At 70.4% G+C, this 21,504-nt stretch carries 19 protein-coding genes; 10 read left to right on the top strand and 9 right to left on the bottom strand.

What is annotated here, in order from left to right; translation table 11 throughout:
- Positions 1–7 precede the first annotated feature (7 nt).
- Both ACZ607_RS25910 and ACZ607_RS25905 read right to left on the bottom strand, forming a co-directional pair.
- Positions 8–499, bottom strand: a complete 492-nt coding sequence (locus ACZ607_RS25910) for a pyridoxamine 5'-phosphate oxidase family protein (protein ID WP_469738281.1) — start codon at positions 497–499, stop codon at positions 8–10.
- Between the two features lie 157 nt (positions 500–656).
- The gene (locus tag ACZ607_RS25905; protein WP_469738279.1) at positions 657–1,316 is read right to left on the bottom strand and encodes a response regulator; all 660 of its coding nucleotides are present in this window, start codon (positions 1,314–1,316) and stop codon (positions 657–659) included.
- A 346-nt stretch (positions 1,317–1,662) separates the two neighbouring features.
- On the opposite strand from ACZ607_RS25905, the gene pdhA reads away from it, so the two are divergent.
- The 3 genes from pdhA to ACZ607_RS25890 are packed head-to-tail and all read left to right on the top strand — an operon-like array spanning position 1,663 to position 5,202.
- Positions 1,663–2,817: a pyruvate dehydrogenase (acetyl-transferring) E1 component subunit alpha gene (gene pdhA, locus ACZ607_RS25900; RefSeq protein WP_469738277.1), complete on the top strand. Its 1,155-nt coding sequence runs from the start codon at positions 1,663–1,665 to the stop codon at positions 2,815–2,817.
- Between the two features lie 2 nt (positions 2,818–2,819).
- Positions 2,820–3,800 carry an alpha-ketoacid dehydrogenase subunit beta gene (locus ACZ607_RS25895; RefSeq protein ID WP_099173332.1) on the top strand — a complete coding sequence of 327 codons (981 nt, stop codon included), beginning with the start codon at positions 2,820–2,822 and terminating at the stop codon, positions 3,798–3,800.
- Positions 3,801–3,810: 10 nt separating this feature from the next.
- Entirely contained in the window at positions 3,811–5,202 is a 1,392-nt protein-coding gene (locus tag ACZ607_RS25890; RefSeq protein ID WP_469738275.1) for a dihydrolipoamide acetyltransferase family protein, read from the top strand.
- Between the two features lie 74 nt (positions 5,203–5,276).
- On the opposite strand, the gene ACZ607_RS25885 is transcribed toward ACZ607_RS25890, so the two are convergent.
- On the bottom strand, positions 5,277–6,176 hold the full coding sequence (locus ACZ607_RS25885; protein ID WP_469738273.1) for a D-alanyl-D-alanine carboxypeptidase family protein: 900 nt from the start codon (positions 6,174–6,176) through the stop codon (positions 5,277–5,279).
- A 241-nt stretch (positions 6,177–6,417) separates the two neighbouring features.
- Here ACZ607_RS25885 and ACZ607_RS25880 point away from each other — a divergent pair, with 241 nt between their 5' ends.
- Together ACZ607_RS25880 and ACZ607_RS25875 are read left to right on the top strand one after the other, a co-directional pair.
- Positions 6,418–7,077, top strand: a complete 660-nt coding sequence (locus tag ACZ607_RS25880; protein WP_469738271.1) for a GntR family transcriptional regulator — start codon at positions 6,418–6,420, stop codon at positions 7,075–7,077.
- Positions 7,074–8,381, top strand: coding sequence for an MFS transporter (locus ACZ607_RS25875; protein ID WP_469738269.1), 1,308 nt, complete (start codon positions 7,074–7,076; stop codon positions 8,379–8,381). The genes ACZ607_RS25880 and ACZ607_RS25875 overlap by 4 nt, the downstream gene beginning before the upstream one ends.
- 60 nt (positions 8,382–8,441) lie before the next feature.
- Here ACZ607_RS25875 and ACZ607_RS25870 read toward each other — a convergent pair whose 3' ends face one another.
- Positions 8,442–9,266: a maleylpyruvate isomerase family mycothiol-dependent enzyme gene (locus tag ACZ607_RS25870; RefSeq protein WP_469738267.1), complete on the bottom strand. Its 825-nt coding sequence runs from the start codon at positions 9,264–9,266 to the stop codon at positions 8,442–8,444.
- 199 nt (positions 9,267–9,465) lie between these two features.
- On the opposite strand from ACZ607_RS25870, the gene ACZ607_RS25865 reads away from it, so the two are divergent.
- Positions 9,466–10,263 carry a carbon-nitrogen family hydrolase gene (locus ACZ607_RS25865; RefSeq protein ID WP_469738265.1) on the top strand — a complete coding sequence of 266 codons (798 nt, stop codon included), beginning with the start codon at positions 9,466–9,468 and terminating at the stop codon, positions 10,261–10,263.
- A gap of 112 nt (positions 10,264–10,375) precedes the next feature.
- Here the strand turns inward: ACZ607_RS25865 and ACZ607_RS25860 are convergent, their stop codons facing one another.
- Entirely contained in the window at positions 10,376–10,870 is a 495-nt protein-coding gene (locus tag ACZ607_RS25860; protein WP_469738263.1) for an LURP-one-related/scramblase family protein, read from the bottom strand.
- Between the two features lie 64 nt (positions 10,871–10,934).
- Here ACZ607_RS25860 and ACZ607_RS25855 point away from each other — a divergent pair, with 64 nt between their 5' ends.
- On the top strand, positions 10,935–12,746 hold the full coding sequence (locus ACZ607_RS25855; RefSeq protein WP_469738261.1) for an NHL domain-containing thioredoxin family protein: 1,812 nt from the start codon (positions 10,935–10,937) through the stop codon (positions 12,744–12,746).
- 81 nt (positions 12,747–12,827) lie between these two features.
- Here the strand turns inward: ACZ607_RS25855 and ACZ607_RS25850 are convergent, their stop codons facing one another.
- From ACZ607_RS25850 to ACZ607_RS25840, 3 genes are all read right to left on the bottom strand, one after another.
- Positions 12,828–13,049 (bottom strand): DUF6458 family protein, encoded by a 222-nt coding sequence (locus ACZ607_RS25850; RefSeq protein WP_124277833.1) that lies wholly within the window; start codon positions 13,047–13,049, stop codon positions 12,828–12,830.
- Between the two features lie 115 nt (positions 13,050–13,164).
- The gene (locus ACZ607_RS25845) at positions 13,165–14,463 is read right to left on the bottom strand and encodes a M18 family aminopeptidase (RefSeq protein WP_469738259.1); all 1,299 of its coding nucleotides are present in this window, start codon (positions 14,461–14,463) and stop codon (positions 13,165–13,167) included.
- A gap of 150 nt (positions 14,464–14,613) precedes the next feature.
- Positions 14,614–16,440 (bottom strand): acyl-CoA dehydrogenase, encoded by a 1,827-nt coding sequence (locus tag ACZ607_RS25840; protein WP_124277831.1) that lies wholly within the window; start codon positions 16,438–16,440, stop codon positions 14,614–14,616.
- 171 nt (positions 16,441–16,611) lie between these two features.
- Here ACZ607_RS25840 and ACZ607_RS25835 point away from each other — a divergent pair, with 171 nt between their 5' ends.
- The 3 genes from ACZ607_RS25835 to ACZ607_RS25825 all read left to right on the top strand — a co-directional run bounded on the left by ACZ607_RS25835 (position 16,612) and on the right by ACZ607_RS25825 (position 19,362).
- Positions 16,612–17,052: an SseB family protein gene (locus ACZ607_RS25835; RefSeq protein ID WP_073750539.1), complete on the top strand. Its 441-nt coding sequence runs from the start codon at positions 16,612–16,614 to the stop codon at positions 17,050–17,052.
- A gap of 193 nt (positions 17,053–17,245) precedes the next feature.
- On the top strand, positions 17,246–18,202 hold the full coding sequence (locus ACZ607_RS25830; RefSeq protein WP_469738256.1) for a pirin family protein: 957 nt from the start codon (positions 17,246–17,248) through the stop codon (positions 18,200–18,202).
- A gap of 89 nt (positions 18,203–18,291) precedes the next feature.
- A complete protein-coding gene (locus ACZ607_RS25825) occupies positions 18,292–19,362 on the top strand; it encodes an AI-2E family transporter (RefSeq protein WP_469738254.1) in 1,071 nt (356 codons plus the stop codon).
- On the opposite strand, the gene ACZ607_RS25820 is transcribed toward ACZ607_RS25825, so the two are convergent.
- Positions 19,357–21,480, bottom strand: a complete 2,124-nt coding sequence (locus ACZ607_RS25820; RefSeq protein ID WP_469738252.1) for an ATP-binding SpoIIE family protein phosphatase — start codon at positions 21,478–21,480, stop codon at positions 19,357–19,359. The genes ACZ607_RS25825 and ACZ607_RS25820 overlap by 6 nt on opposite strands.
- Positions 21,481–21,504: the final 24 nt, after the last annotated feature.

Below are 21,504 nucleotides of genomic sequence, written 5' to 3'. Positions count from 1 at the left end.
GCTGGTTTTACGGACTTGCGTCGAAGGCCAGAGTGTGCATATGGGCGAGGTGCGGATCGAGTCGCAGATACACCGGATCGAAGTGTTCGCCGTTCACCTCGGCCGGGCCGGTTCCGAAGCGTTCCCGCTGGTCGGAGGCCGGATGCACGATCTCGGCGGGGCCGGTGAACTGCACCGACCAGAGGTCCTCCGTGCTGCCGTGGGCGGGGGAGTTGAAGTTGTCCGCCCCGTACGCGACGACGCTTCCGTCGCAGGACTCGTGGAATCCGAGCCCTCGGTGCATCCGCAGGACGACCCGGCCCTCGACCACCAGGTGCCGGGCCACCGCCAGGAAGGGCAGGGCCCGCATGCTCATGGCCAGCCGGCCGTAGCGGACGCTGGCGAGCAACTCGATGGCCCGGAGCCTGTCCGCGACGGAGGAGCCGGCGGAGCCGAAGATTCCGGAACCTGGTGCGGCGGCGGTTCCGGACAGGCGGTCGTAGGGACGGGGAGAAAGCATGCTCTCCACTCTCCGGCAGAGGTAGGAGGCGTGTAAGGGTCCGCCGCCCCGACCGGCCAGGGTCCAAAGTCCCTGCCCCGCTCCCCCTGCCCCCGCATCCACTGCCTGGCTCCCCCGCTCCCGCTTGTCGCCCTTCCCCCTCCCGCTCCCCCGCCCCTCAGCGCTTCTCGGCCTGGAGCCTCGCCACGTACGCCGCCGCCTGCGAGCGCCGCTCCATGCCCAGCTTCGAGAGCAGGCTGGACACGTAGTTCTTGATGGTCTTCTCGGCGAGGTGCAGCCGTTCGCCGATCGCCCGGTTCGTCAGCCCCTCGCCGATCAGGTCGAGGATCCTGCGCTCCTGCTCGGTCAGCCCGGCGAGACGGTCGTCGCCCTTGCCGTCCTTGCCCTCGCGCAGCCTTTCCAGCACGCGGGCGGTGGCCGCCGGGTCCAGCAGGGATTTGCCGGCCGCCACGTCCCGTACGGCGCCGATCAGCTCATTGCCGCGGATGGCCTTCAGTACGTATCCCGAGGCACCGGCCATGATCGCGTCGAAAAGGGCCTCGTCATCGGCGTACGACGTGAGCATCAGGCATTTGATGTCCTCGTCCGCCGAACGGACCTCGCGGCAGACCTCCACCCCGCTGCCGTCCGGCAGCCGTACGTCCAGGACGGCGACGTCGGGCCGGGTCGCCGGGATCCGTGCGAGCGCGTCCGCGGCCGTGCCCGCCTCGCCGACCACCTCGATGCCCTCCTCGGCCGAGAGCAGCTCGTGGACCCCGCGCCGGACGACTTCGTGATCATCGAGCAGGAATACCGTGATTTTTCCTTCTTCGCGCACATTCGAAGTCTCACACACTCCTTTGTCGTCCGCCCTTCCCTGCGACTCCGGCCCGGGATAACGTGCCGTTGTTCCGGCCGCCTGCCAGGCTGTTACCGATGCTGTGACCAGCGGGAGTTCGCGCTTTTCTGGATTTACTTGGAAATCCAAGCAAAATCGCAGGTCACAAGGTGTTTCGCAGTTATGCGGTGCACTGGGTAACGTGCGTATGACAGGACGCTCGCCGGGGCACCTGTCACGCCTGTTCCCGGCCGAGCGGCACCCACCCCGTGCACGGGTCCGGACACAGGCGAGCCGCACTGGTTCCCGGCCATCCCGGGGGCCGGACCGACGGAGGAGCACGCACGTGACCGTGGAGAGCACTGCCGCGCGCAAACCGCGACGCAGCAGCAAGCGGACCAGCGCCGCGAAGACGCCCGCGAATACACCGGAGGGCCCCCAGCTGGTACAGCTGCTGACGCCCGAGGGCGAGCGCGTCGAGCACCCGGACTTCGAGATCGACCTGAGCGCGGACGAGCTCCGCGGTCTCTACCGGGACATGGTCCTGACCCGCCGCTTCGACGCCGAGGCCACCGCCCTCCAGCGCCAGGGCGAGCTGGGCCTGTGGGCCTCGCTGCTGGGCCAGGAGGCCGCGCAGATCGGCTCCGGCCGGGCGCTGCGCGACGACGACTACGTCTTCCCGACCTACCGGGAGCACGGTGTCGCCTGGTGCCGGGGCGTGGACCCGACCAATCTGCTCGGGATGTTCCGCGGCGTGAACCACGGCGGCTGGGACCCGAACACCAACAACTTCCACCTGTACACGATCGTGATCGGCTCGCAGACCCTGCACGCCACCGGCTACGCCATGGGCGTCGCCAAGGACGGCGCGGACTCGGCCGTGATCGCGTACTTCGGCGACGGCGCCTCCAGCCAGGGCGACGTCGCGGAGGCGTTCACCTTCTCCGCCGTCTACAACGCCCCCGTCGTGTTCTTCTGCCAGAACAACCAGTGGGCGATCTCCGAGCCGACCGAGAAGCAGACGCGCGTGCCGCTCTACCAGCGCGCGCAGGGCTTCGGCTTCCCGGGCGTACGGGTCGACGGCAACGACGTACTCGCGTGCCTGGCCGTCACACGCTCGGCGCTGGAGCGGGCCCGGCGGGGTGAGGGGCCGACCCTCGTCGAGGCGTTCACGTACCGGATGGGTGCCCACACCACCTCCGACGACCCGACCAAGTACCGGGCGGACGAGGAGCGGGCGTCCTGGGAGGCCAAGGACCCGATCCTCCGGCTGCGTACGTACCTGGAGAAGCAGGAGCTCGCCGACGCGGCGTACTTCACCGCGCTGGAGGAGGAGAGCGAGACCCTCGGCAAGCGGGTGCGCGAAGCGGTGCGGGCGATGCCCGACCCGGACCGGCTGGCGATCTTCGACCACGCCTACGCCGACGGCAACCCCCTCGTCGACGAGGAGCGCGCCCAGTTCGCCGCCTACCAGGCATCGTTCGCCGAGGAGGGCAACTAGCCATGGCCGTTGAGAAGATGTCCCTCGCGAAGGCGCTCAACGAGTCGCTGCGCAAGGCGCTCGACACCGACCCCAAGGTCCTCATCATGGGTGAGGACGTCGGCAAGCTCGGCGGGGTCTTCCGGATCACGGACGGGCTCCAGAAGGACTTCGGCGAGGGCCGGGTGATCGACACCCCGCTCGCGGAGTCCGGCATCGTCGGTACGGCGATCGGTCTGGCGCTGCGCGGCTACCGCCCGATCGTCGAGATCCAGTTCGACGGCTTCGTCTTCCCGGCGTACGACCAGATCGTCACGCAGCTCGCCAAGATGCACGCGCGCGCACTCGGCAAGGTCAAGATGCCGGTCGTCATCCGCATCCCGTACGGCGGCGGCATCGGCGCCGTCGAGCACCACAGCGAGTCGCCCGAGGCGCTGTTCGCGCATGTGGCGGGTCTGAAGGTCGTCTCGCCGTCCAACGCGAGCGACGCGTACTGGATGATGCAGCAGGCCGTCCAGAGCGACGACCCGATCATCTTCTTCGAGCCCAAGCGGCGCTACTGGGACAAGGGCGAGCTCGACACCGAGTCCATCCCCGGCCCCCTCCACAAGGCCGCCGTGGCACGCGAGGGCTCCGACCTCACGCTCGTCGCGTACGGCCCGATGGTGAAGGTCTGCCTGGAGGCCGCCGCCGCCGCGCAGGAGGAGGGGAAGTCGGTCGAGGTCCTGGACCTGCGGTCGATGTCCCCGATCGACTTCGACGCCGTACAGGCCTCGGTCGAGAAGACCGGCCGGCTGGTCGTGGTCCACGAGGCACCGGTGTTCTACGGGTCCGGGGCCGAGATCGCCGCCCGGATCACCGAGCGCTGCTTCTACCACCTCGAAGCGCCCGTGCTGCGGGTCGGCGGCTACCACGCCCCCTACCCGCCGGCCCGGCTGGAGGACGAGTACCTGCCGGGTCTCGACCGGGTGCTCGATGCCGTCGACCGCTCGCTGGCGTACTGAGGAGAGGGTCGTGACGACGATGACCGAAACGTCCGCGCGTTTCCGTGAGTTCAAGATGCCCGACGTGGGCGAGGGACTGACCGAGGCGGAGATCCTCAAGTGGTTCGTCCAGCCCGGCGACACCGTCACCGACGGCCAGGTCGTCTGCGAGGTCGAGACGGCGAAGGCCGCGGTGGAGCTGCCGATCCCGTTCGACGGGGTGGTGCACGAGCTGCGCTTCCCCGAGGGCACCACCGTCGACGTCGGCGAGGTGATCATCGCGGTGGACGTGGCGCCCGGCAGCGGTGACGCCCCGGCCGAGCCGGAGCCCGTGCAGGAGGTCGTGGCGGAACCCGCGGCCGAGGAGGAGCCCAAGGGCCGTCAGCCGGTGCTCGTCGGCTACGGCGTGGCCGAGAGCTCGACCAAGCGGCGGGCCCGCAAGGGTGCCGAGATCCCGGGCCCGGCCGCGGCCGCGGCCCAGGCCGAGCTCAACGGCCACCACGCGAAGGTGGCGGAGAGCCGTCCGCTCGCCAAGCCGCCGGTGCGCAAGCTGGCGAAGGACCTGGGGATCGACCTCGCCACGGTGACCCCGACCGGCGAGGGCGGTGTCATCACCCGTGAGGACGTCCACGCGGCTGCCGCGCCGGCCCCGGCCGAGGCGCCCGCACGGGCGGAGGAGGCCGTCGCGGCCCCCGCACCCGTGGAGGCGGCGGCGCCGGTGGGCCGGGAGACCCGCATCCCGGTCAAGGGCGTGCGGAAGGCCATCGCGCAGGCCATGGTCGGCAGCGCCTTCACCGCTCCCCACGTCACCGAGTTCGTGACCGTCGACGTGACGCGCACGATGAAGCTCGTGGCGGAGCTCAAGGAGGACAAGGACATGGCGGGGGTCCGGGTCAACCCGCTCCTCGTCATCGCCAAGGCCCTGCTGGTCGCGATCAAGCGGAACCCGGCGGTCAACGCCGCCTGGGACGAGGCGAACCAGGAGATCGTGCAGAAGCACTACGTCAACCTGGGCATCGCCGCGGCCACCCCGCGCGGCCTGATCGTGCCGAACATCAAGGACGCGCACGACAAGACCCTGCCCGAGCTGGGCGAGGCCCTGGGCGAGCTGGTGTCCACCGCACGCGAGGGCAGGACCTCCCCGGCGGCCATGGCCGGAGGCACGGTGACCATCACCAACGTGGGCGTCTTCGGCGTCGACACCGGTACGCCGATCCTCAACCCGGGCGAGTCCGCGATCCTCGCGGTCGGGGCGATCAAGCTCCAGCCCTGGGTCCACAAGGGCAAGGTGAAGCCCCGCCAGGTCACCACGCTGGCGCTCTCCTTCGACCACCGGCTGGTCGACGGCGAGCTCGGCTCCAAGGTCCTCGCGGATGTCGCGGCGATCCTGGAACAGCCGAAGCGCCTGATCACCTGGGGCTGACGAGCCGCACGGAAGGGGCCCGCCGCATCGCGCGGCGGGCCCCTTCGCATGTGCCGGTCCTGGCTGCTTCTTGACTACTTCTTGAAGCCGTAGTCCAGGAGCTTCTTCGCGTCGGCCGTCCGCGTGGTCGCGGAGGTCGACGTCAGGACGGTCCCGATGACCGTCTTGCCGTTACGGGTCGCGGCGAAGACCAGGCAGTACTTGGCCGTGGGGCCCGAGCCGGTCTTCACACCGATCATCCCGGTGTAACTGCCGAGCATGGCGTTGGTGTTGGCCCACGACATGTAACGGTAGCCACCGGACTTGGTGGTGACCTTCTGCTTGGTCGACCTGGTCTTCACGATCGCGCGGAACGTCGAGTTCTTCATCGCGCTGCTGGCGATCTTCGTCAGATCGCGCGGGGTGGAGTAGTTCGAACCGCCGCCGATGCCGTCGAACGAGTCGAAGTGGGTGTTCTTCAGGCCGAGGCTCTTCGCGGAGGAGTTCATCTTGCCGATGAACGACTTCACCCGGGCCGCACGCGTGGAGCCGGAGCCGAACTTGTCGGCCAGGGCGTACGCGGCGTCGCAGCCCGACGGCAGCATGAGACCGTACAGGAGCTGGCGGACCGTGACCTTGTCGCCGACGATCAGCCGGGCCGACGAGGCGTTCTTCGAGACGATGTAGTCGCTGTACGCCTTCTGGATCGTGACCTTGGAATCAAGGTTCAGGTTCTTCTGCGCCAGCACGACCTTGGCGGTCATGATCTTCGTGGTGGAGCCGGTGGAGCGGCGGGTGTCCGCGCTCTTGCCGTAGAGCGTCTTCGCGGTGCCGTTGTTCATCACGAAGCCGCCCTTGGCGGTGATCGTGGGCGTCGGCGGTGCCGCGGCCGTGGCCGCCGAGGCGAACGCCCCGCCCGCGAGGACGGCCCCTGCCGTCAGGGAGACCGTGGCCGCTACGGAGGCGCGGCGGATGCCCGTGATGCCGTATTTCAAGGTAGATGCTCCAAGTGTCCCTGAAGGGGCCGTCGCACGGGAGTGCCGCCCTGTCATGAGACTCATGACCGCGCCGAATGGCTGTACACCCGTAAGAGTGAATCGCGTCATGGAGGCGAGGCCGGCCGGGGGTCGCCCCGGAGCTCGGTGCGCGGCTCCCGGAGGAGGGTCCGGGGAGCGGCAGGGGTCCGGATCGCGGACGGGGGAGCGGACGCACCCATCTTGTATCTATGCTGTGTGCATGCCTGCCGCACCCACCGCCCCCAAGCCGCCGCCCGCAGCCGAGCGCGTCTACACCCACGTCAAGGAAGCGGTCCTCGACCGGCGCTACGAGGGCGGCACGCTGCTCACCGAAGGCGACCTGGCCGAGGCCGTCGGCGTATCCAGGACCCCGGTGCGCGAAGCGCTGCTCCGCCTGGAGGTCGAAGGGCTGATCAAGCTCTACCCGAAGAAGGGCGCGCTCGTGCTGGCGGTCTCCGCGCAGGAGATCTCCGACGTGGTGGAGACCCGGCTGCTCGTGGAGGAGTTCGCCGCACGCAAGGCGGTGCCCGCCCCGGCCCAGCTGATCGCACGGCTCGAACAGCTCCTGGAGGAGCAGCGGGAGCTCGCCGAGGCGGGCGATCTGGCCGCGGTCTCCGTCAAGGACCGCTGCTTCCACGCCGAGATCGTGAAGAACGCGGGCAACGAGATCCTCTCGCGCCTCTACGACCAGCTCCGTGACCGGCAGTTGAGAATGGGCGTCGCGGTGATGGAGGCGCATCCCGGCCGGATCGCCGCCAACATCACCGAGCACGGAGAGCTGCTGGAGGCCATCAGGTCCGGTGACGCCGAAGGCGCCGCAGGGGTCGTCCGGCGCCATGTCAGCCGGGTCAAGGTGCTGGTCAGGGGTGATGACCGATGACCTCGGCCGCACCCACCCTCTCCCTGCCCGGTGATCCGCCCGGCGGCCGGCGTGCCGTCTGGGTCTGGGGCATCGGCGTCGCCGTCTACTTCGTCGCCATCATCTTCCGTACGAGCCTGGGTGTCGCCGGGCTCGACGCCGCCGACCGGTTCGAGGTCAACGCCTCGGCCCTGTCGACGTTCTCCATACTCCAGCTGCTCGTCTACGCCGGCATGCAGATACCCGTGGGGCTGCTGGTCGACCGGCTCGGCACCAAGAAGGTCCTCACCCTCGGGGTGGTGCTCTTCACGCTGGGGCAGCTGGGCTTCGCCCTCTCCCCCTCGTACGGCATGGCCCTCGCCTCCCGCGCCCTGCTCGGCTGCGGTGACGCGATGACGTTCATCAGCGTGCTGCGGCTCGGCGCACGGTGGTTCCCGGCCCGGCGCGGGCCGTTGATCGGGCAGGTGGCCGCGCTCTTCGGGATGGCGGGCAACCTGGTCTCGACCCTGGTGATCGCCCGCGCGCTGCACGGCTTCGGCTGGACCGCGACCTTCGTCGGCAGCTCGCTCGCGGGCGTGCTGGTGCTGGTCCTGCTGCTGCTCTTCCTCAAGGACCACCCCGAGGGCCACGAGCCGCCGCCCGCCGAGCACGCCGGAGCGGCGTTCGTACGGAAGCAGATCGCGGCGTCCTGGCGGGAGCCGGGCACTCGCCTGGGCATGTGGGTGCACTTCACCACGCAGTTCCCCGCCATGGTCTTCCTGCTCCTCTGGGGCATGCCGTTCCTGGTCGAGGCGCAGGGGCTGAGCAGGGGCACCGCCGGTGAGCTGCTCACCCTGGTCGTGCTCTCCAACATGGCGGTGGGGCTCGTCTACGGGCAGGTCATCGCCCGCCACCACGCGGCCCGCGCGCCGCTGGCCCTGGGCACGGTCGCGGTCACCGCGCTGCTCTGGGCGTGCACGATCTTCTATCCCGGCGACCACGCTCCGATGTGGCTGCTGGTCACCCTGTGCGTGGTGCTCGGCTCCTGCGGCCCGGCCTCGATGATCGGCTTCGACTTCGGCCGGCCGGCCAATCCGCCCGAGCGCCAGGGCACCGCCTCCGGCATCGTCAACATGGGCGGCTTCGTCGCCTCGATGACGACCCTGTTCCTGGTCGGGGTGCTGCTGGACGCGACCGGGGACAACTACCGCATCGCGTTCGCCTCGGTCTTCGTCCTGGAGGCGCTCGGCGTCGTACAGATCCTGCGGCTGCACGCCAGTGCCACCCACAGGGAGCGTGACCACCACGTCGTCAGCCGGGTGGAAGCGGTACACGTTCCCGCCTGACGGCGCCCCGGCGGCGCGCCCGTCCCGGTCCGCCACGGACGGGCGCCGCCGGTCACGGGGTCACGGGGTCACGGCGAAGTGGCGCAGGATCTCCGCCGCCAGCTCCTGGTCGCCCTCGATCTTGATCCGGTCCTCCACGGCCTGCGCCCGGACCCGCCCGCAGGCCAGCCGGTAGTACGTCTCCCAGCCCATCGCCAGGGTCGCCACGGGGCCCAGCGAGGGCGCGCCGTCCACCGAACCGTGGCCCTCGCCGTCGACCCTGACCGTACGCAGGAACTCCAGCGGGCCGTGCACATCGAAGACCACGGCCGAATTCGGCGGGGCGCCCGCGTCCTTGGCGACCACCTTGGCCAGCCCGACCAGCAGCGTGTCCCGGACGATCAGGGCTCCGGGGGAGTCCAGATTGCCGGGCTGCCCCAGCGTCGTGCGCAGATCCTGCTCGTGCACCCAGACGTCGAAGGCCCGCATGCGCAGCGCCAGTTCCAGGGTCTGCTCGGCGCCCAGGGGTGCCCGCACCATGGTCTCGGGGGCACGCGACTCGTTGCGCAGCTGACGCATGCGGCGGATGAGCGTGTACTCCAGCTCCGAGGTCATCTCCGGCGCGGTGTGGTGGCGCCGTACGTCGACCTGCATCTCCATGTAGCGCTGGTGGTCGTTCTGCACGTGGTACAGGTCGCGCGGCAGCGTGTGGATCGGACGGGGGTCGCCGAGCTGCTCGCACTCCATGCCGATGACGTGCGAGACGATGTCGCGCACCGACCAGCCCGGGCAGGGTGTCCGGCGGTTCCACTCCCCCTCTGCGAGCGGCTTGACCAGCTCGGCTATCGATTCGATGGAGTGGGTCCAGGCATCGGCATAGGTCTGGAGGCTGGGATGGACGGTCACGGGACCCCTCGTGCGGTTCTGCGGTGCATGGGCTGGAGAGCAGGGAGTGCCGGCGGGGGTGCCGGCACCGTCGGTGCTGTCTGCGGGCTGCGTGGGAGGTTCGCTCGCTAAGTTACGCTGCGAGCAGGCACCCCGGCAGTGCTTTCGTGTGACGATCGTAGGCCCGCGTTGACGGCTTCCATGCCAGGACGGTGGTAGTGTGCTCGCCTCCCTCATCCAGATCGCAGTAAACCCGGATGAATCGGTCAATTCCCGTAGAGAGCGCGCGGCTTCGCTGGTCGTGGCCCAACGGGGAGCGGACCTCGTCGTCCTTCCCGAGCTCTGGCCGGTCGGCGCCTTCGCCTACACCGCGTTCACCGATGAGGCCGAGCCCTTGCAAGGCGCTACGCACGACATCATGGCGAAGGCGGCGGCGGAGGCAGGCGTCTGGCTGCACGCCGGGTCCTTCGTCGAGCGCGCCGAGGACGGCACCCTCTACAACACCTCGCTGGTGTTCTCGCCCGAGGGCGAGCGGGCCGCCGCCTACCGTAAGATCCACCGCTTCGGCTTCGACAAGGGCGAGGCGGCGATGATGGGAGCCGGTGAGGAACTCGTCACCGTCGCCCTCCCGGAGACCACGCTCGGTCTCGCGACCTGCTACGACCTGCGCTTCCCCGAGCAGTTCCGGGGGCTGATCGACGCGGGCGCCGAGACCCTGGTCGTCGCGGCCGGCTGGCCGGAGCGCCGCCGCTCGCACTGGACGCTGCTGGCCCAGGCCCGCGCGGTCGAGAACCAGGCGTACGTCCTGGCGGTCGGCTCCTCCGGCACCAACGGAGGGGTCGAACAGGCGGGCCACAGCATCGTCGTCGACCCCTGGGGCGAGGTTCTCGCCGAGGCCGGGGCCGGCGAGGAGGTGCTCAGCGTGGAGTTCGATCCGACGAAGGCCACCACCACCCGGGAGCAGTTCCCGGCCCTCAAGGACCGCCGCCTGGGCCTCGCGCCACGGCGTCTGGCCTGAGCCGTACGCACGCGCACCGAGGGCTCCCATACACGCACCGAGGACTCCCGTACACGCACCGAGGGCGCCGGTTTCACGTGAAACCGGCGCCCTCGGTGCGTGCGGCCACCGGTCAGTCGTCGCCGTGCTCCTTGTCCGCGAGGACGATCACGCACACCGCCACCGCCAGCAGCAGGGGCACATCGGCGTCGTCCCGCACGATGTCGACGCCGTAGGTGTCGCGGACGGTCAGCCAGCGCCGCGAGATCTGGGCGAGCAGTTCGCCGTCGTAGTCGATGGCGAACTCGCGGTCCAGGATCTTGCCGCTGACGTCCAGCTCGGTGCCGTCCACCAGGGCCACCCGGTAGTGGTTGCGCAGGAGCGAGAGCCGCTTCCGTTTGACCTTGGCGAGCTCCTCGCCGTTGCGCTCGATGATCATCGTGTCGCGCAGGCTGATCAGCTTCTGGCGGATCTCCACCAGCACCCGGCCGTCCGTGTCCTTCAGCTCGAAGGTGTCGCGGAGGCGCATGGCCTTGCCGTCGACGAGGAAGAGCTTCCGCCCGTCCGCATCCTCGATCCAGTAGTCGTCGCCGACGCCGAACAGTCGCTCACGTACGAGAAGTCTCATGGATCACAGGTTCCCCGACGCCCCTCCGGAATGCGCGTAGGCCACGGTGCTGTTGACTGGTGGCATGACAGCACGTGCACGTGTCCGCGCCCCCGAACTGATCGGCAAGGGCGGCTGGCTCAATACAGGCGACCGGCAGTACACCCTTGCTGACCTGCGGGGACGCATTGTCATCCTGGATTTCTGGACCTTCTGCTGCGTGAACTGTCTGCACGTGCTGGATGAGCTGCGCGAGCTGGAGGAGAAGCACCGCGACACCGTGGTGATCATCGGTGTCCACTCCCCGAAGTTCGTGCACGAGGCGGAGCACCAGGCCGTGGTCGACGCCGTCGAGCGGTACGAGGTGCACCACCCCGTCCTCGACGACCCCGAGCTCGCCACCTGGAAGCAGTACGCCGTCCGCGCCTGGCCGACGCTCGTCGTCGTGGACCCCGAGGGCTACGTCGTCGCGCAGCACGCCGGTGAGGGGCACGCGCACGCCATCGAGAAGCTGGTCGAGGAGCTGGAGGCGGAGCACGCCGCGAAGGGCACCCTGCGCCGGGGCGACGGCCCGTACGTCGCTCCGGAACCGGTCGCGACGCACCTCCGCTTCCCCGGCAAGGCGCTCGTCCTTCCCGACGGCGGCTTCCTGGTCTCGGACACCACCCGCCACCGGCTGGTGGAGCTGGAGGCCGACGGCGAGACCGTCCGGGGTCACTTCGGCAGCGGTGAGCGTGGATTCGCGGACGGCGGGCGGGACGAGGCCCGCTTCAGCGAACCGCAGGGCCTCGCCGTGCTGCCCGACGGCCGGATCGCCGTCGCGGACACCGTCAATCACGCGATCAGGGCGCTCGACCTCGCGACGGGCGTGACGACCACGCTGGCCGGCACGGGCCGCCAGTGGTGGCAGGGCTCAGCGACCAGCGGCCCGGCCACGGAGGTGGACCTGTCGTCGCCGTGGGACATCGCCTGGTTCGAGGACCGGCTGTGGATCGCCATGGCCGGGGTGCACCAGCTCTGGACGTACGACCCCGCCGAGGGCTCGGTGCGGGTCGCCGCCGGGACGACCAACGAGGGTCTCGTCGACGGGCCCGGGGGCGAGGCGTGGTTCGCGCAGCCGTCCGGCCTGGCCGCCGCCGGTGACCGGCTCTGGGTCGCCGACTCCGAGACCTCCGCGCTGCGTTACGTGGACCGGGAGGGCGCCGTCCATACGGCGGTCGGCACCGGACTCTTCGACTTCGGCCACCGCGACGGCCCGGCCGGCCAGGCGCTTCTGCAGCACCCGCTGGGCGTCACCGCGCTCCCGGACGGCTCCGTCGCGGTGAGCGACACCTACAACCACGCGCTGCGGCGGTACGACCCGGAGAGCGGCGAGGTCACCACGCTGGCCACCGATCTGCGGGAGCCGAGCGACGCGGTGCTGGTGGACGGCGACCTGGTGGTCGTCGAGTCCGCACGGCACCGGCTGACCCGGCTGCGGCTCCCCGAGGAGGCCGTGCGCGTCGCGGACCGGGCCCACCGCACCCAGCGCGCGGCCACCGAGGTCGCCGCGGGCACGCTGCGGCTCGATGTGGTCTTCCAGGCCCCCGCCGGCCAGAAGCTGGACACCCGGTACGGCCCCTCTACCCGGCTGCTGGTCTCCTCGACCCCGCCGGAGCTGCTGGCCGAGGGCTCCGGCCCGGGTACGGACCTGAGCCGTGACCTGGTCCTCGCGGACGGGGTCACGGAGGGCGTCCTGCATGTGTCCGCGATGGCGGCGTCCTGCGACGACGACCCGGCGAACGAGTACCCGGCCTGCCATGTGCACCAGCAGGACTGGGGCGTCCCCGTGAGCGTCACCGCCGGAGGGACGTCCAGGCTCCCGCTGGTGCTGGCCGGGATGGACGAGCAGGGCTGACGGCGGGCCGGCTCACGGCCGGCCGGCCCCGCCGGGACGCCCGCTCACCGGTAGCGGGCCCTCCCCCGCCGGGACGCCCGCTCACTGGTAACGGCGCTCGTCCTCCGAGACGACGGTGGTGGTGGGCGGCACGACCATGCGGCGGCGCCGCGCGATGCTCACGTAGACGAAGACCCCCACGAGGCCGACGAGCATCATGATCCAGCCGACCAGGTCGACGTTGACGGTGTCCATTTCCCAGTCGGTGGCGAACGCCAGGATCGCTCCGGCACCGATCAGGAGAATGCATCCTCCGAGTCCCATGACTTCTGCCTCCTCGACGGCCCGGTGAATCCGGGCCGGTGTACGGATCGCGTACCCGGCCCGGTAACAACCATGTCCACGGAGGCGGTTGGGACGGTGGAAGACGGTGCGGGGGTCAGCCCGCGAGGAACGCCGTGAGCGAGTTGGCCAGCAGATACGGGTCGTCGGCGCCGCACAGCTCACGCGCGCTGTGCATCGAGAGGATCGCCACCCCGATGTCGACGGTCCGGATGCCGTGCCGGGCAGCGGTGATCGGGCCGATCGTCGTGCCGCACGGCATCGAGTTGTTGGAGACGAACGTCTGCCACGGCACGCCCGCCTTCTCGCAGGCCGCGGCGAACACGGCACGGCCGCCGCCGTCGGTCGCGTAGCGCATGTTGACGTTGACCTTGAGGATCGGTCCGCCGTTGACCACCGGGTGGTGCGTCGGGTCGTGCCGCTCCGCGTAGTTGGGGTGGACGGCGTGGCCGGTGTCCGAGGAGAGACAGACGCTTCCGGCGAAGGCCCGGGCACGGTCCTCGTACGAGCCGCCACGGGCGAACACGGAGCGCTCCAGGACCGTGCCGAGCAGCGGGCCGTCCGCACCGGTGTCGGACTGGGAGCCGTTCTCCTCGTGGTCGAAGGCGGCGAGCACGGGGATGTACGGCAGCTCGGCGTCCGGCTGCGCGGACACGGCGGCCAGCGCGGCCGTCGCGGCGTGCACCGAGAGCAGGTTGTCCATGCGCGGACCGGCGAGCAGCTCACGGTCCCGGCCCAGGTAGGCGGGCGCTTCTACGGCGTGCGGCATGAGGTCCCAGCCGGTGACCTCCGCCGGGTCGACGTCCGCCGCCTCGGCGACGAAGCGGATGAGGTCGCCCTCCTCGACCTCGCCGAGCCCCCAGATCGGCTGCATGTGCTTCTGGCGGTCGAGCTTGAGGCCCTCCGGGTTGGCGGACCGGTCCAGGTGCACGGCCAGCTGGGGGACGCGCAGCAGGGGCCGGTCGATGTTGACCAGCCGGTGCGTGCCGTCGCGCAGGGAGAGGCGGCCGGCGAGACCGAGGTCCCGGTCGAGCCACGTGTTCAGGAGCGTCCCGCCGTAGACCTCGACGGCGACCTGGCGCCAGCCGTACGCGCCGGTGTCGGGCAGCGGCTTGACCCGGAGGTTGGGGGAGTCGGTGTGGGCCCCCACGATCCGGAACGGGGTGTGGGCGCCGGCGCCCTCCGGCACGTACCAGGCCACGATGGCGCCGCCCCGCAGGACGTACTTCCCGCCCAGGGAGCCGTCCCATGCCTCCGTCTCCTCGACCTGCCGGAATCCGGCCTTCTCCAGCCGCGCGGCGGCCGTGGCCACAGCGTGGTACGGGGAGGGGGCGGCCATGAGGAAGGCCATCAGATCGTCGGTGTGCCCGCGGTCGAAGCGGAGGGAAGAGCTCATGTTCCTCACCTTAACGAGGGCGGACCGGGACGTTTAACGGTGTACGACGGCGGGCGCGGCCCCGTGTCCGGAAAGTGTTCAGGAACGCCGTCGGCGCCGCCGCCCGGAAGGATCCGGACGGCGGCGCCGACGGCGGTGGGACGGGCAGGACTAGAACGCGGCCTCGTCCAGCTCCATCAGCGAGTTGTCGACGGCCTCGGCCAGCGCGCGCTCGGAGGAGACGCCCGGCAGGACGTTCGCGGCGAAGAACTTCGCGGCGGCGATCTTGCCCTGGTAGAAGGCGGTGTCCTTGGCGGAGGCGTTGCGCAGCTTCTCGGAGGCCACGACCGCGCTCTTGAGGAGCAGGTAGCCGACCACGACGTCACCGGAGGCCATCAGCAGGCGGGTCGTGTTGAGGCCCACCTTGTAGATGTTCTTGACGTCCTCGCCGGTCGCGGTGAGGTCGGTGATCATCGTGCCGACGATCGCCTCCAGGTCCACCGCGGCCTTGGCGAGATTGTCCAGCGCGCCGGCGAGCTCCTCGTTGCCCTGGGCGCTCGCGAGGAACTTCTTGATCTCCTCGGAGAGGGTGTTCAGCGAGGCACCCTGGTCGCGGACGATCTTCCGGAAGAAGAAGTCCTGGCCCTGGATCGCCGTCGTGCCCTCGTACAGGGTGTCGATCTTGGCGTCCCGGATGTACTGCTCGACCGGGTACTCCTGGAGGTAGCCGGAGCCGCCGAAGGTCTGGAGCGACTGCGCGAGCTGCTCGTAGGACTTCTCGGAGCCGTAGCCCTTGACGATCGGGAGCAGCAGGTCGTTCAGGCCGTTGAGCGCCTTGGCGTCCTCGCCCGCGGCCTCCTTCACCTGGATCGCGTCCTGGACGGAGGCGGTGTAGAGCACCAGGGAGCGCATGCCCTCGGCGTACGCCTTCTGCGTCATGAGGGAGCGGCGCACGTCGGGGTGGTGCGTGATGGTGACCTTGGGGGCCGTCTTGTCCATGAACTGCGACAGGTCGGTGCCCTGGACGCGCTCCTTGGCGTACTCCAGCGCGTTGAGGTAGCCCGCAGAGAGGGCCGCGATGGCCTTCGTGCCGACCATCATGCGGGCGAACTCGATGATGCGGAACATCTGGCGGATGCCGTCGTGCTTGTCGCCGATCAGCCAGCCCTTGGCGGGGTGCTGGTCGCCGAAGGTCATCTCACAGGTGTTCGACGCCTTGAGGCCCATCTTGTGCTCGACGTTCGTCGCGTACACGCCGTTGCGCGCACCGAGCTCGCCGGTGGTCCAGTCGAAGTGGAACTTCGGGACCAGGAAGAGGGAGAGGCCCTTGGTGCCCGGGCCGGCGCCCTCGGGGCGCGCCAGGACGTAGTGGAGGATGTTCTCGGACATGTCGTGCTCGCCCGAGGTGATGAAGCGCTTCACACCCTCGATGTGCCAGGAGCCGTCCTCCTGCTCGACGGCCTTCGTGCGGCCGGCGCCGACGTCCGAACCGGCGTCCGGCTCGGTCAGGACCATCGTCGAGCCCCACTGCTTCTCGACGGCGATCTCGGCGACCTTCTTCTGCGCCTCGTTGCCCTCGTCGAAGAGGATGCCGGCGAACGCGGGGCCGGAGGAGTACATCCAGACCGCCGGGTTGGAGCCGAGCAGCAGCTCCGCGTAACCCCAGATCAGGGAGCGCGGGGAGGTCGTGCCGCCGATCTCCTCGGGCAGGCCCAGGCGCCAGTACTCGGAGTCCATGAAGGCCTGGTAGGACTTCTTGAAGGAGGCCGGGACGGGCGCGGTGTTCGTCTCGGGGTCGAAGACCGGCGGGTTGCGGTCGGCGTCGGCGTACGAGTCGGCGAGCTCGTTCTCCGCGAGGCGGGTGACCTCGTCCAGGATGCTCTTCGCGGTGTCGACGTCCATCTCCGCGAACGGACCGGTGCCGTACAGCTTGTCGCGCCCGAGCACCTCGAAGAGGTTGAACTCGATGTCGCGGAGATTCGACTTGTAGTGCCCCATGGGAAGGCTCCGTAATCAATAGCAGTGGCGCGCAGCGCCCCGTGGAGGAGTGAGGATCGGGCGACGGACGGCCTGGCGTGGGTATATCACCTGACCCCTACGATGATGCTACCCGTCAGTAATAAGACGCAACCCCTCAAGGCACAGATGTGTCCGATTACTCTTTGCGGCATGTATGGCTACGACCAGAACCCGGGCGCGCAGCAGCAGATGGGCGGCGGCTACGGCGAGCAGCCGTTGTACCCCGAGCCCTCGCCGCCGTCCCTGGCCGACGCGGTACGGGCCTTCACGACCGGATCGCTGTCCGCCGAGGACTTCCAGCAGATCTTCGCCACGGCGAAGGTCTACTGCCCGCGCGGTGACAACCCGGGTTTTCTGGCCCTCCACAACACCCAGCAGCCGGTGATCCCCATGTTCACCACGCTCAAGGAGCTCCGGAGCTACGCGGGCAAGGAGTCCAAGTACTTCGTGATCACGGGCGCCGAGGTGATCGACCTGCTGCCGACGGGCTACGGCTTCGTCCTGGACATGGAGGGTGATCACCGCATGGTCTTCGACGCCAAGGCGGTCGAGCAGATGGTCGACTTCGCCATGCGCCGCATGTACGGCTGAGCGGCAGCCGCCGCACACCGGCAGTCCGAGGGCCCGCACCGGCACGGTGCGGGCCCTCGGTGCTGTCCGGGGCTCGTCGCGGCCCCGTCGCGGCCGTCGGTGATGCCCCGGGGCGCGCGGGAATGAATGCCGCCTTGCTAGATGTTCACCGTTCAACTAAATTGGGATCAGAAGACTCCCGGAGGTGGCTCCCATGCCCGCAGTGACCGTCGAAAACCCGCTGACCCTGCCGAAGGTCGCGGCCCAGGCCGACGCCGTCGCCCGCCCCGTGCTGACCGTCACGACCGCGCCGAGCGGCTTCGAGGGCGAGGGGTTCCCGGTGCGGCGCGCCTTCGCCGGGATCAACTACCGGCACCTCGACCCGTTCATCATGATGGACCAGATGGGTGAGGTGGAGTACGCCGCGGGCGAGCCGAAGGGCACGCCCTGGCACCCCCACCGCGGCTTCGAGACCGTCACGTACATCATCGACGGGAGCTTCATCCACCAGGACAGCCACGGTGGTGGCGGGTCCATCGAGAACGGCGACACCCAGTGGATGACCGCGGGCAGCGGACTCCTCCACATCGAGACGCCGCCCGAGGCGCTCGTCATGTCCGGCGGTCTCTTCCACGGCCTCCAGCTCTGGGTGAACCTGCCCAAGGCCGACAAGATGATGGCGCCGCGCTACCAGGACATCCGCGGCGGCCAGGTCCAGCTCCTCGCCTCCCCGGACGGCGGCGCGCTGCTCCGCGTCATCGCCGGCGAGCTCGACGGCCACGAGGGTCCGGGCATCACCCACACCCCCATCACCATGGTCCACGCGACGGTCCGGCCGGGTGCCGAGGTGACGCTGCCCTGGCGCGAGGAGTTCAACGGCCTCGCGTACGTCCTCGCCGGGCGCGGGAGCGTCGGCGCGGAGCGCAGGCCCGTCCGCACCGGGCAGACCGCCGTCTTCGGCAAGGGGTCCTCGCTGACCGTCCGCGCCGACGAGACGCAGGACGGCAACACGCCGGACCTGGAGGTCGTGCTGCTGGGCGGACGCCCGATCCGTGAGCCGATGGCGCACTACGGGCCGTTCGTGATGAACACCCAGGACGAGCTCAAGCAGGCCTTCGAGGACTTCCAGGCCGGCCGCCTCGGCAAGGTCCCGGCCGTCCACGGCATGTGACCGGTCCCGCACGACGTACGGGTGACGGACCGTCACCCGTACGCCCGTGCGGGAGGGACACCGCTCCCGGCCCGTGATCGGGTGGGAGGGTGCCTACCCGGAAGCCCCTCCTGCCCGACGTCGCGCGGCGGACGGCCGCCTGGTGCGGTGTGCTGCTGCTGGTCGCCGGAGTCGCGGCGGTGGCCGTCTGGTTGTGCGTGGCGCTCAAGACCGCGGTCACCCCGGTCCTGCTGGCGCTGCTCGGCACGGCGCTCCTCGGGCCCGTCCACCGCTGGCTGACCGCCCACAAGGTCAACCGGTCGCTGGCGGCCGGACTGACCTGCGCGGCGCTCGTCGCGGTCGTCGGCGGCGCCGGGTACATCGTGGTCACCGTCATGGTCGACACCGGCGGTCAGATCGTGGACTCGCTGAAGGAAGCCGCGCAGTGGGTCATCGACCACTTCGACATCGCGGGTGTCGCCGATGTGGACGACCTGGCGGCGAACGCCAAGAACCTCGTCGAGAAGTTCGGCGCGAGCGCGGCGGGGGGACTGCTCACCGGGATCAGCCTCATCGGCTCGCTCGTGACGACGTCCGTCCTTGCCCTGCTGCTGACGTTCTTCTTCCTGCGTGACTCCGACCGTGCCGCCCACCTCGCCCACGCGGTCGCCCCGCGCGGGACGGGCGCCCTGGTGGAGGCCATCGGGCGCAGGGCCTTCGAAGCGGTCGAGGGGTTCATGCGCGGCACCACCTTCATCGCCCTGATCGACGCGTTCTGCATCACGGTGGGCCTGCTGATCCTGGGGGTGCCGGGGGCGGTGGGACTGGGCGCCCTGGTCTTCGTCGGCGCCTACATCCCGTACCTCGGGGCCTTCATCTCGGGTGCCGTCGCCGTGCTGGTCGCGCTGGCCGACCGGGGCATCGTGATCGCGCTCTGGGCGCTGGGCGTGGTGCTGGCCGTACAGGTGCTGGAAGGGCACGTGCTCCAGCCCGTCATCCAGAGCCGTACGGTCCAGATGCATCCGGCCATGGTGATGATCGCGCTGACCGCGGGCGCGAGCGTCGCGGGGCTGCTGGGCATGCTGCTGGCGGTGCCGCTGTGCGCCGCGGGCTTCGGGGTGATCGGCGAGCTGCGCAGGGCGGCCGAGGGCCGGGGAGGCGCGGTCCCCGAGGGCTCATGAACCGGCGGAGCCGCCCAGTTCCGCCGGCTCCGCGGACTCGTACAGCTCGAACCAGATCGACTTCCCCTCGCCCCGCGGGTCCACCCCCCACGCGTCGGCGAGCATCTCCATCAGCACCAGCCCGCGGCCGCTGGACGCCATCTCACCGGGACGCCTCTTGTGCGGCAGCTCGTCGCTGGAGTCGGCCACCTCGACACGCAGCCGCCGCTCGCCGCGCTCACCCGTCACCTCGGCCACGAGCAGCGCGTCCCCGTCGGTGTGGACGAGCACGTTCGTGGACATCTCCGAGACCATCAGCTCCGCGGAGTCGACCTGTTCGGCGTCCGCCCAGTCGTGCAGCAGTTCGCGCAGCTGCTGCCGGGCCGACGCGACGCGCTCCGGCTCCGCCTGGGCGATGGTCATCGCCGAGCGCCGGACCGGTGTCCTGCGGGTCCGCGCTCCGTCGCGGCGCAGCACCAGGACGGCGATGTCGTCCTCGCGCCGGTCCACCAGCGGCCCCGTCGTGTAGTGCGAGCCCGGCCCGTGCACCGTCTGCACGAGAGCGTCGGCGAGCTCCTCCAGGTCCTCGGTGTTCTTCTCCAGGACGGGCCTGAGCCTGGTCCATCCGGTGGCCATGTCGTGCCCGCCGGTCTCGATGAGCCCGTCCGTGCACAGCATGATCGTCTCCCCGGACCCCAGGACGACGCGGGTCGTCGGGTAGTCGGCGTCCTTCTCGACGCCCAGCGGCAGGCCTCCGGCGGTCTGCCGGATCACCGCGGTGCCGTCGACGCTGATCACCACCGGGTCCGGATGGCCGGCACGGGCGACGTCGAGGGCCCCGGTCCCCGGATCGGCCTCCGCGTACAGACAGGTCGCGAAGCGCGTGGCGTCGGACCGGTCCTCGCCGTCGGCGAGGTCGTACGTCTCGGTCAGCCCGGACAGGAAGCGCGAGGCGCGGGAGAGCACGGCGTCGGGGCGGTGGCCCTCGGAGGCGTACGCGCGCAGGGCGATCCGCAGCTGGCCCATCAGGCTCGCGGCCCGCACGTCATGGCCCTGGACGTCACCGATGACGAGGGCGATACGGCCGTTGGGGAGCGGGATCACGTCGTACCAGTCGCCGCCGACCTGGAGACCCCCTCCGGTCGGGATGTAGCGCGCCGCCACCGTCAGGCCGGGCACATCGGGGCCGAGGGACGGCCTCATGGCCCTCTGGAGGCCCAGCGACAGCTCCCGCTCCGTCTCGGCGGCACCGGCGCGGGCCAGCGCCTGTGCGAGCATCCTGGCCACCGTCGACAGCACGGAGCGCTCGTCCGGCGAGAAGGCGACGTTGTGCCGGAAGCCGGCCATCCAGGCCCCCGTGGTGTGCCCGGACGAGATCAGCGGCAGAAAGGCCCAGGACTGGCGCCCGAACTCCTCGGCGAGGGGCCAGGTGGCCGGGAAGCGCCGCCGGTACTCCTCGGGCGACTCCAGGTAGATCGCCTGACCGGTCCGTACGACCTCGGCGGCGGGATAGTCGGTCTCCAGGGGCATGTCGGTGAACGGCTTCTCGTCGCCGACGTTCTGCCCGTGGTGCCCCACGACCGTCAGCCGCTCGCCCGAGACCCCGAAGACGGCGAGCCCGTCCGGGGAGAAGCCGGGCATGGAGAGCGAACCGGCGACCCGCAGGACCTCCTCGGTGGACACCGCCTCGGCCAGCGCCCGCCCCGCGTCCAGCAGGAACGCCTCACGCGACCGCCGCCAGTCGCCGGTGAGCGGGGTCTGCGCCGCGGTGGCCTCCGGCGGCTGGGCGACCTCCTGGAGAATCCCCATGAGTACGTACGTGTGGCGGCCCGGGGTGTCCAGCGGGACCGGCTTGGACCGGGTGCGCACCGTGCGGACGACCGCGCCCTGCTCGTCCACGATCCGCATCCTGGCCTCGGCCACCGTGCCCTCCGCGATCGCGAAGTTCACGATGCCGTCGATCTCGTTCCAGTCGGCGGGGTGGAAGCGGGGGCGCACCTCCTCGCCGGGGCGGACCGTGGCCTCGGCGGGAAGTCCCACCAGCCGTGCCGCCTCGGCGTCGAGCGTGACCGTGCCCGACGAGCTGTCCCAGCTCCACAGGCCGGTCCCGATCGCAGCCAGGATCTCCTCGGTGCGCATTGCCCCACTTTAGGAAGATGTTCT

It is taken from the genome of Streptomyces sp. NPDC104381, from assembly GCF_055583745.1.
This window is presented reverse-complemented; position numbering and strand designations above follow the sequence as displayed.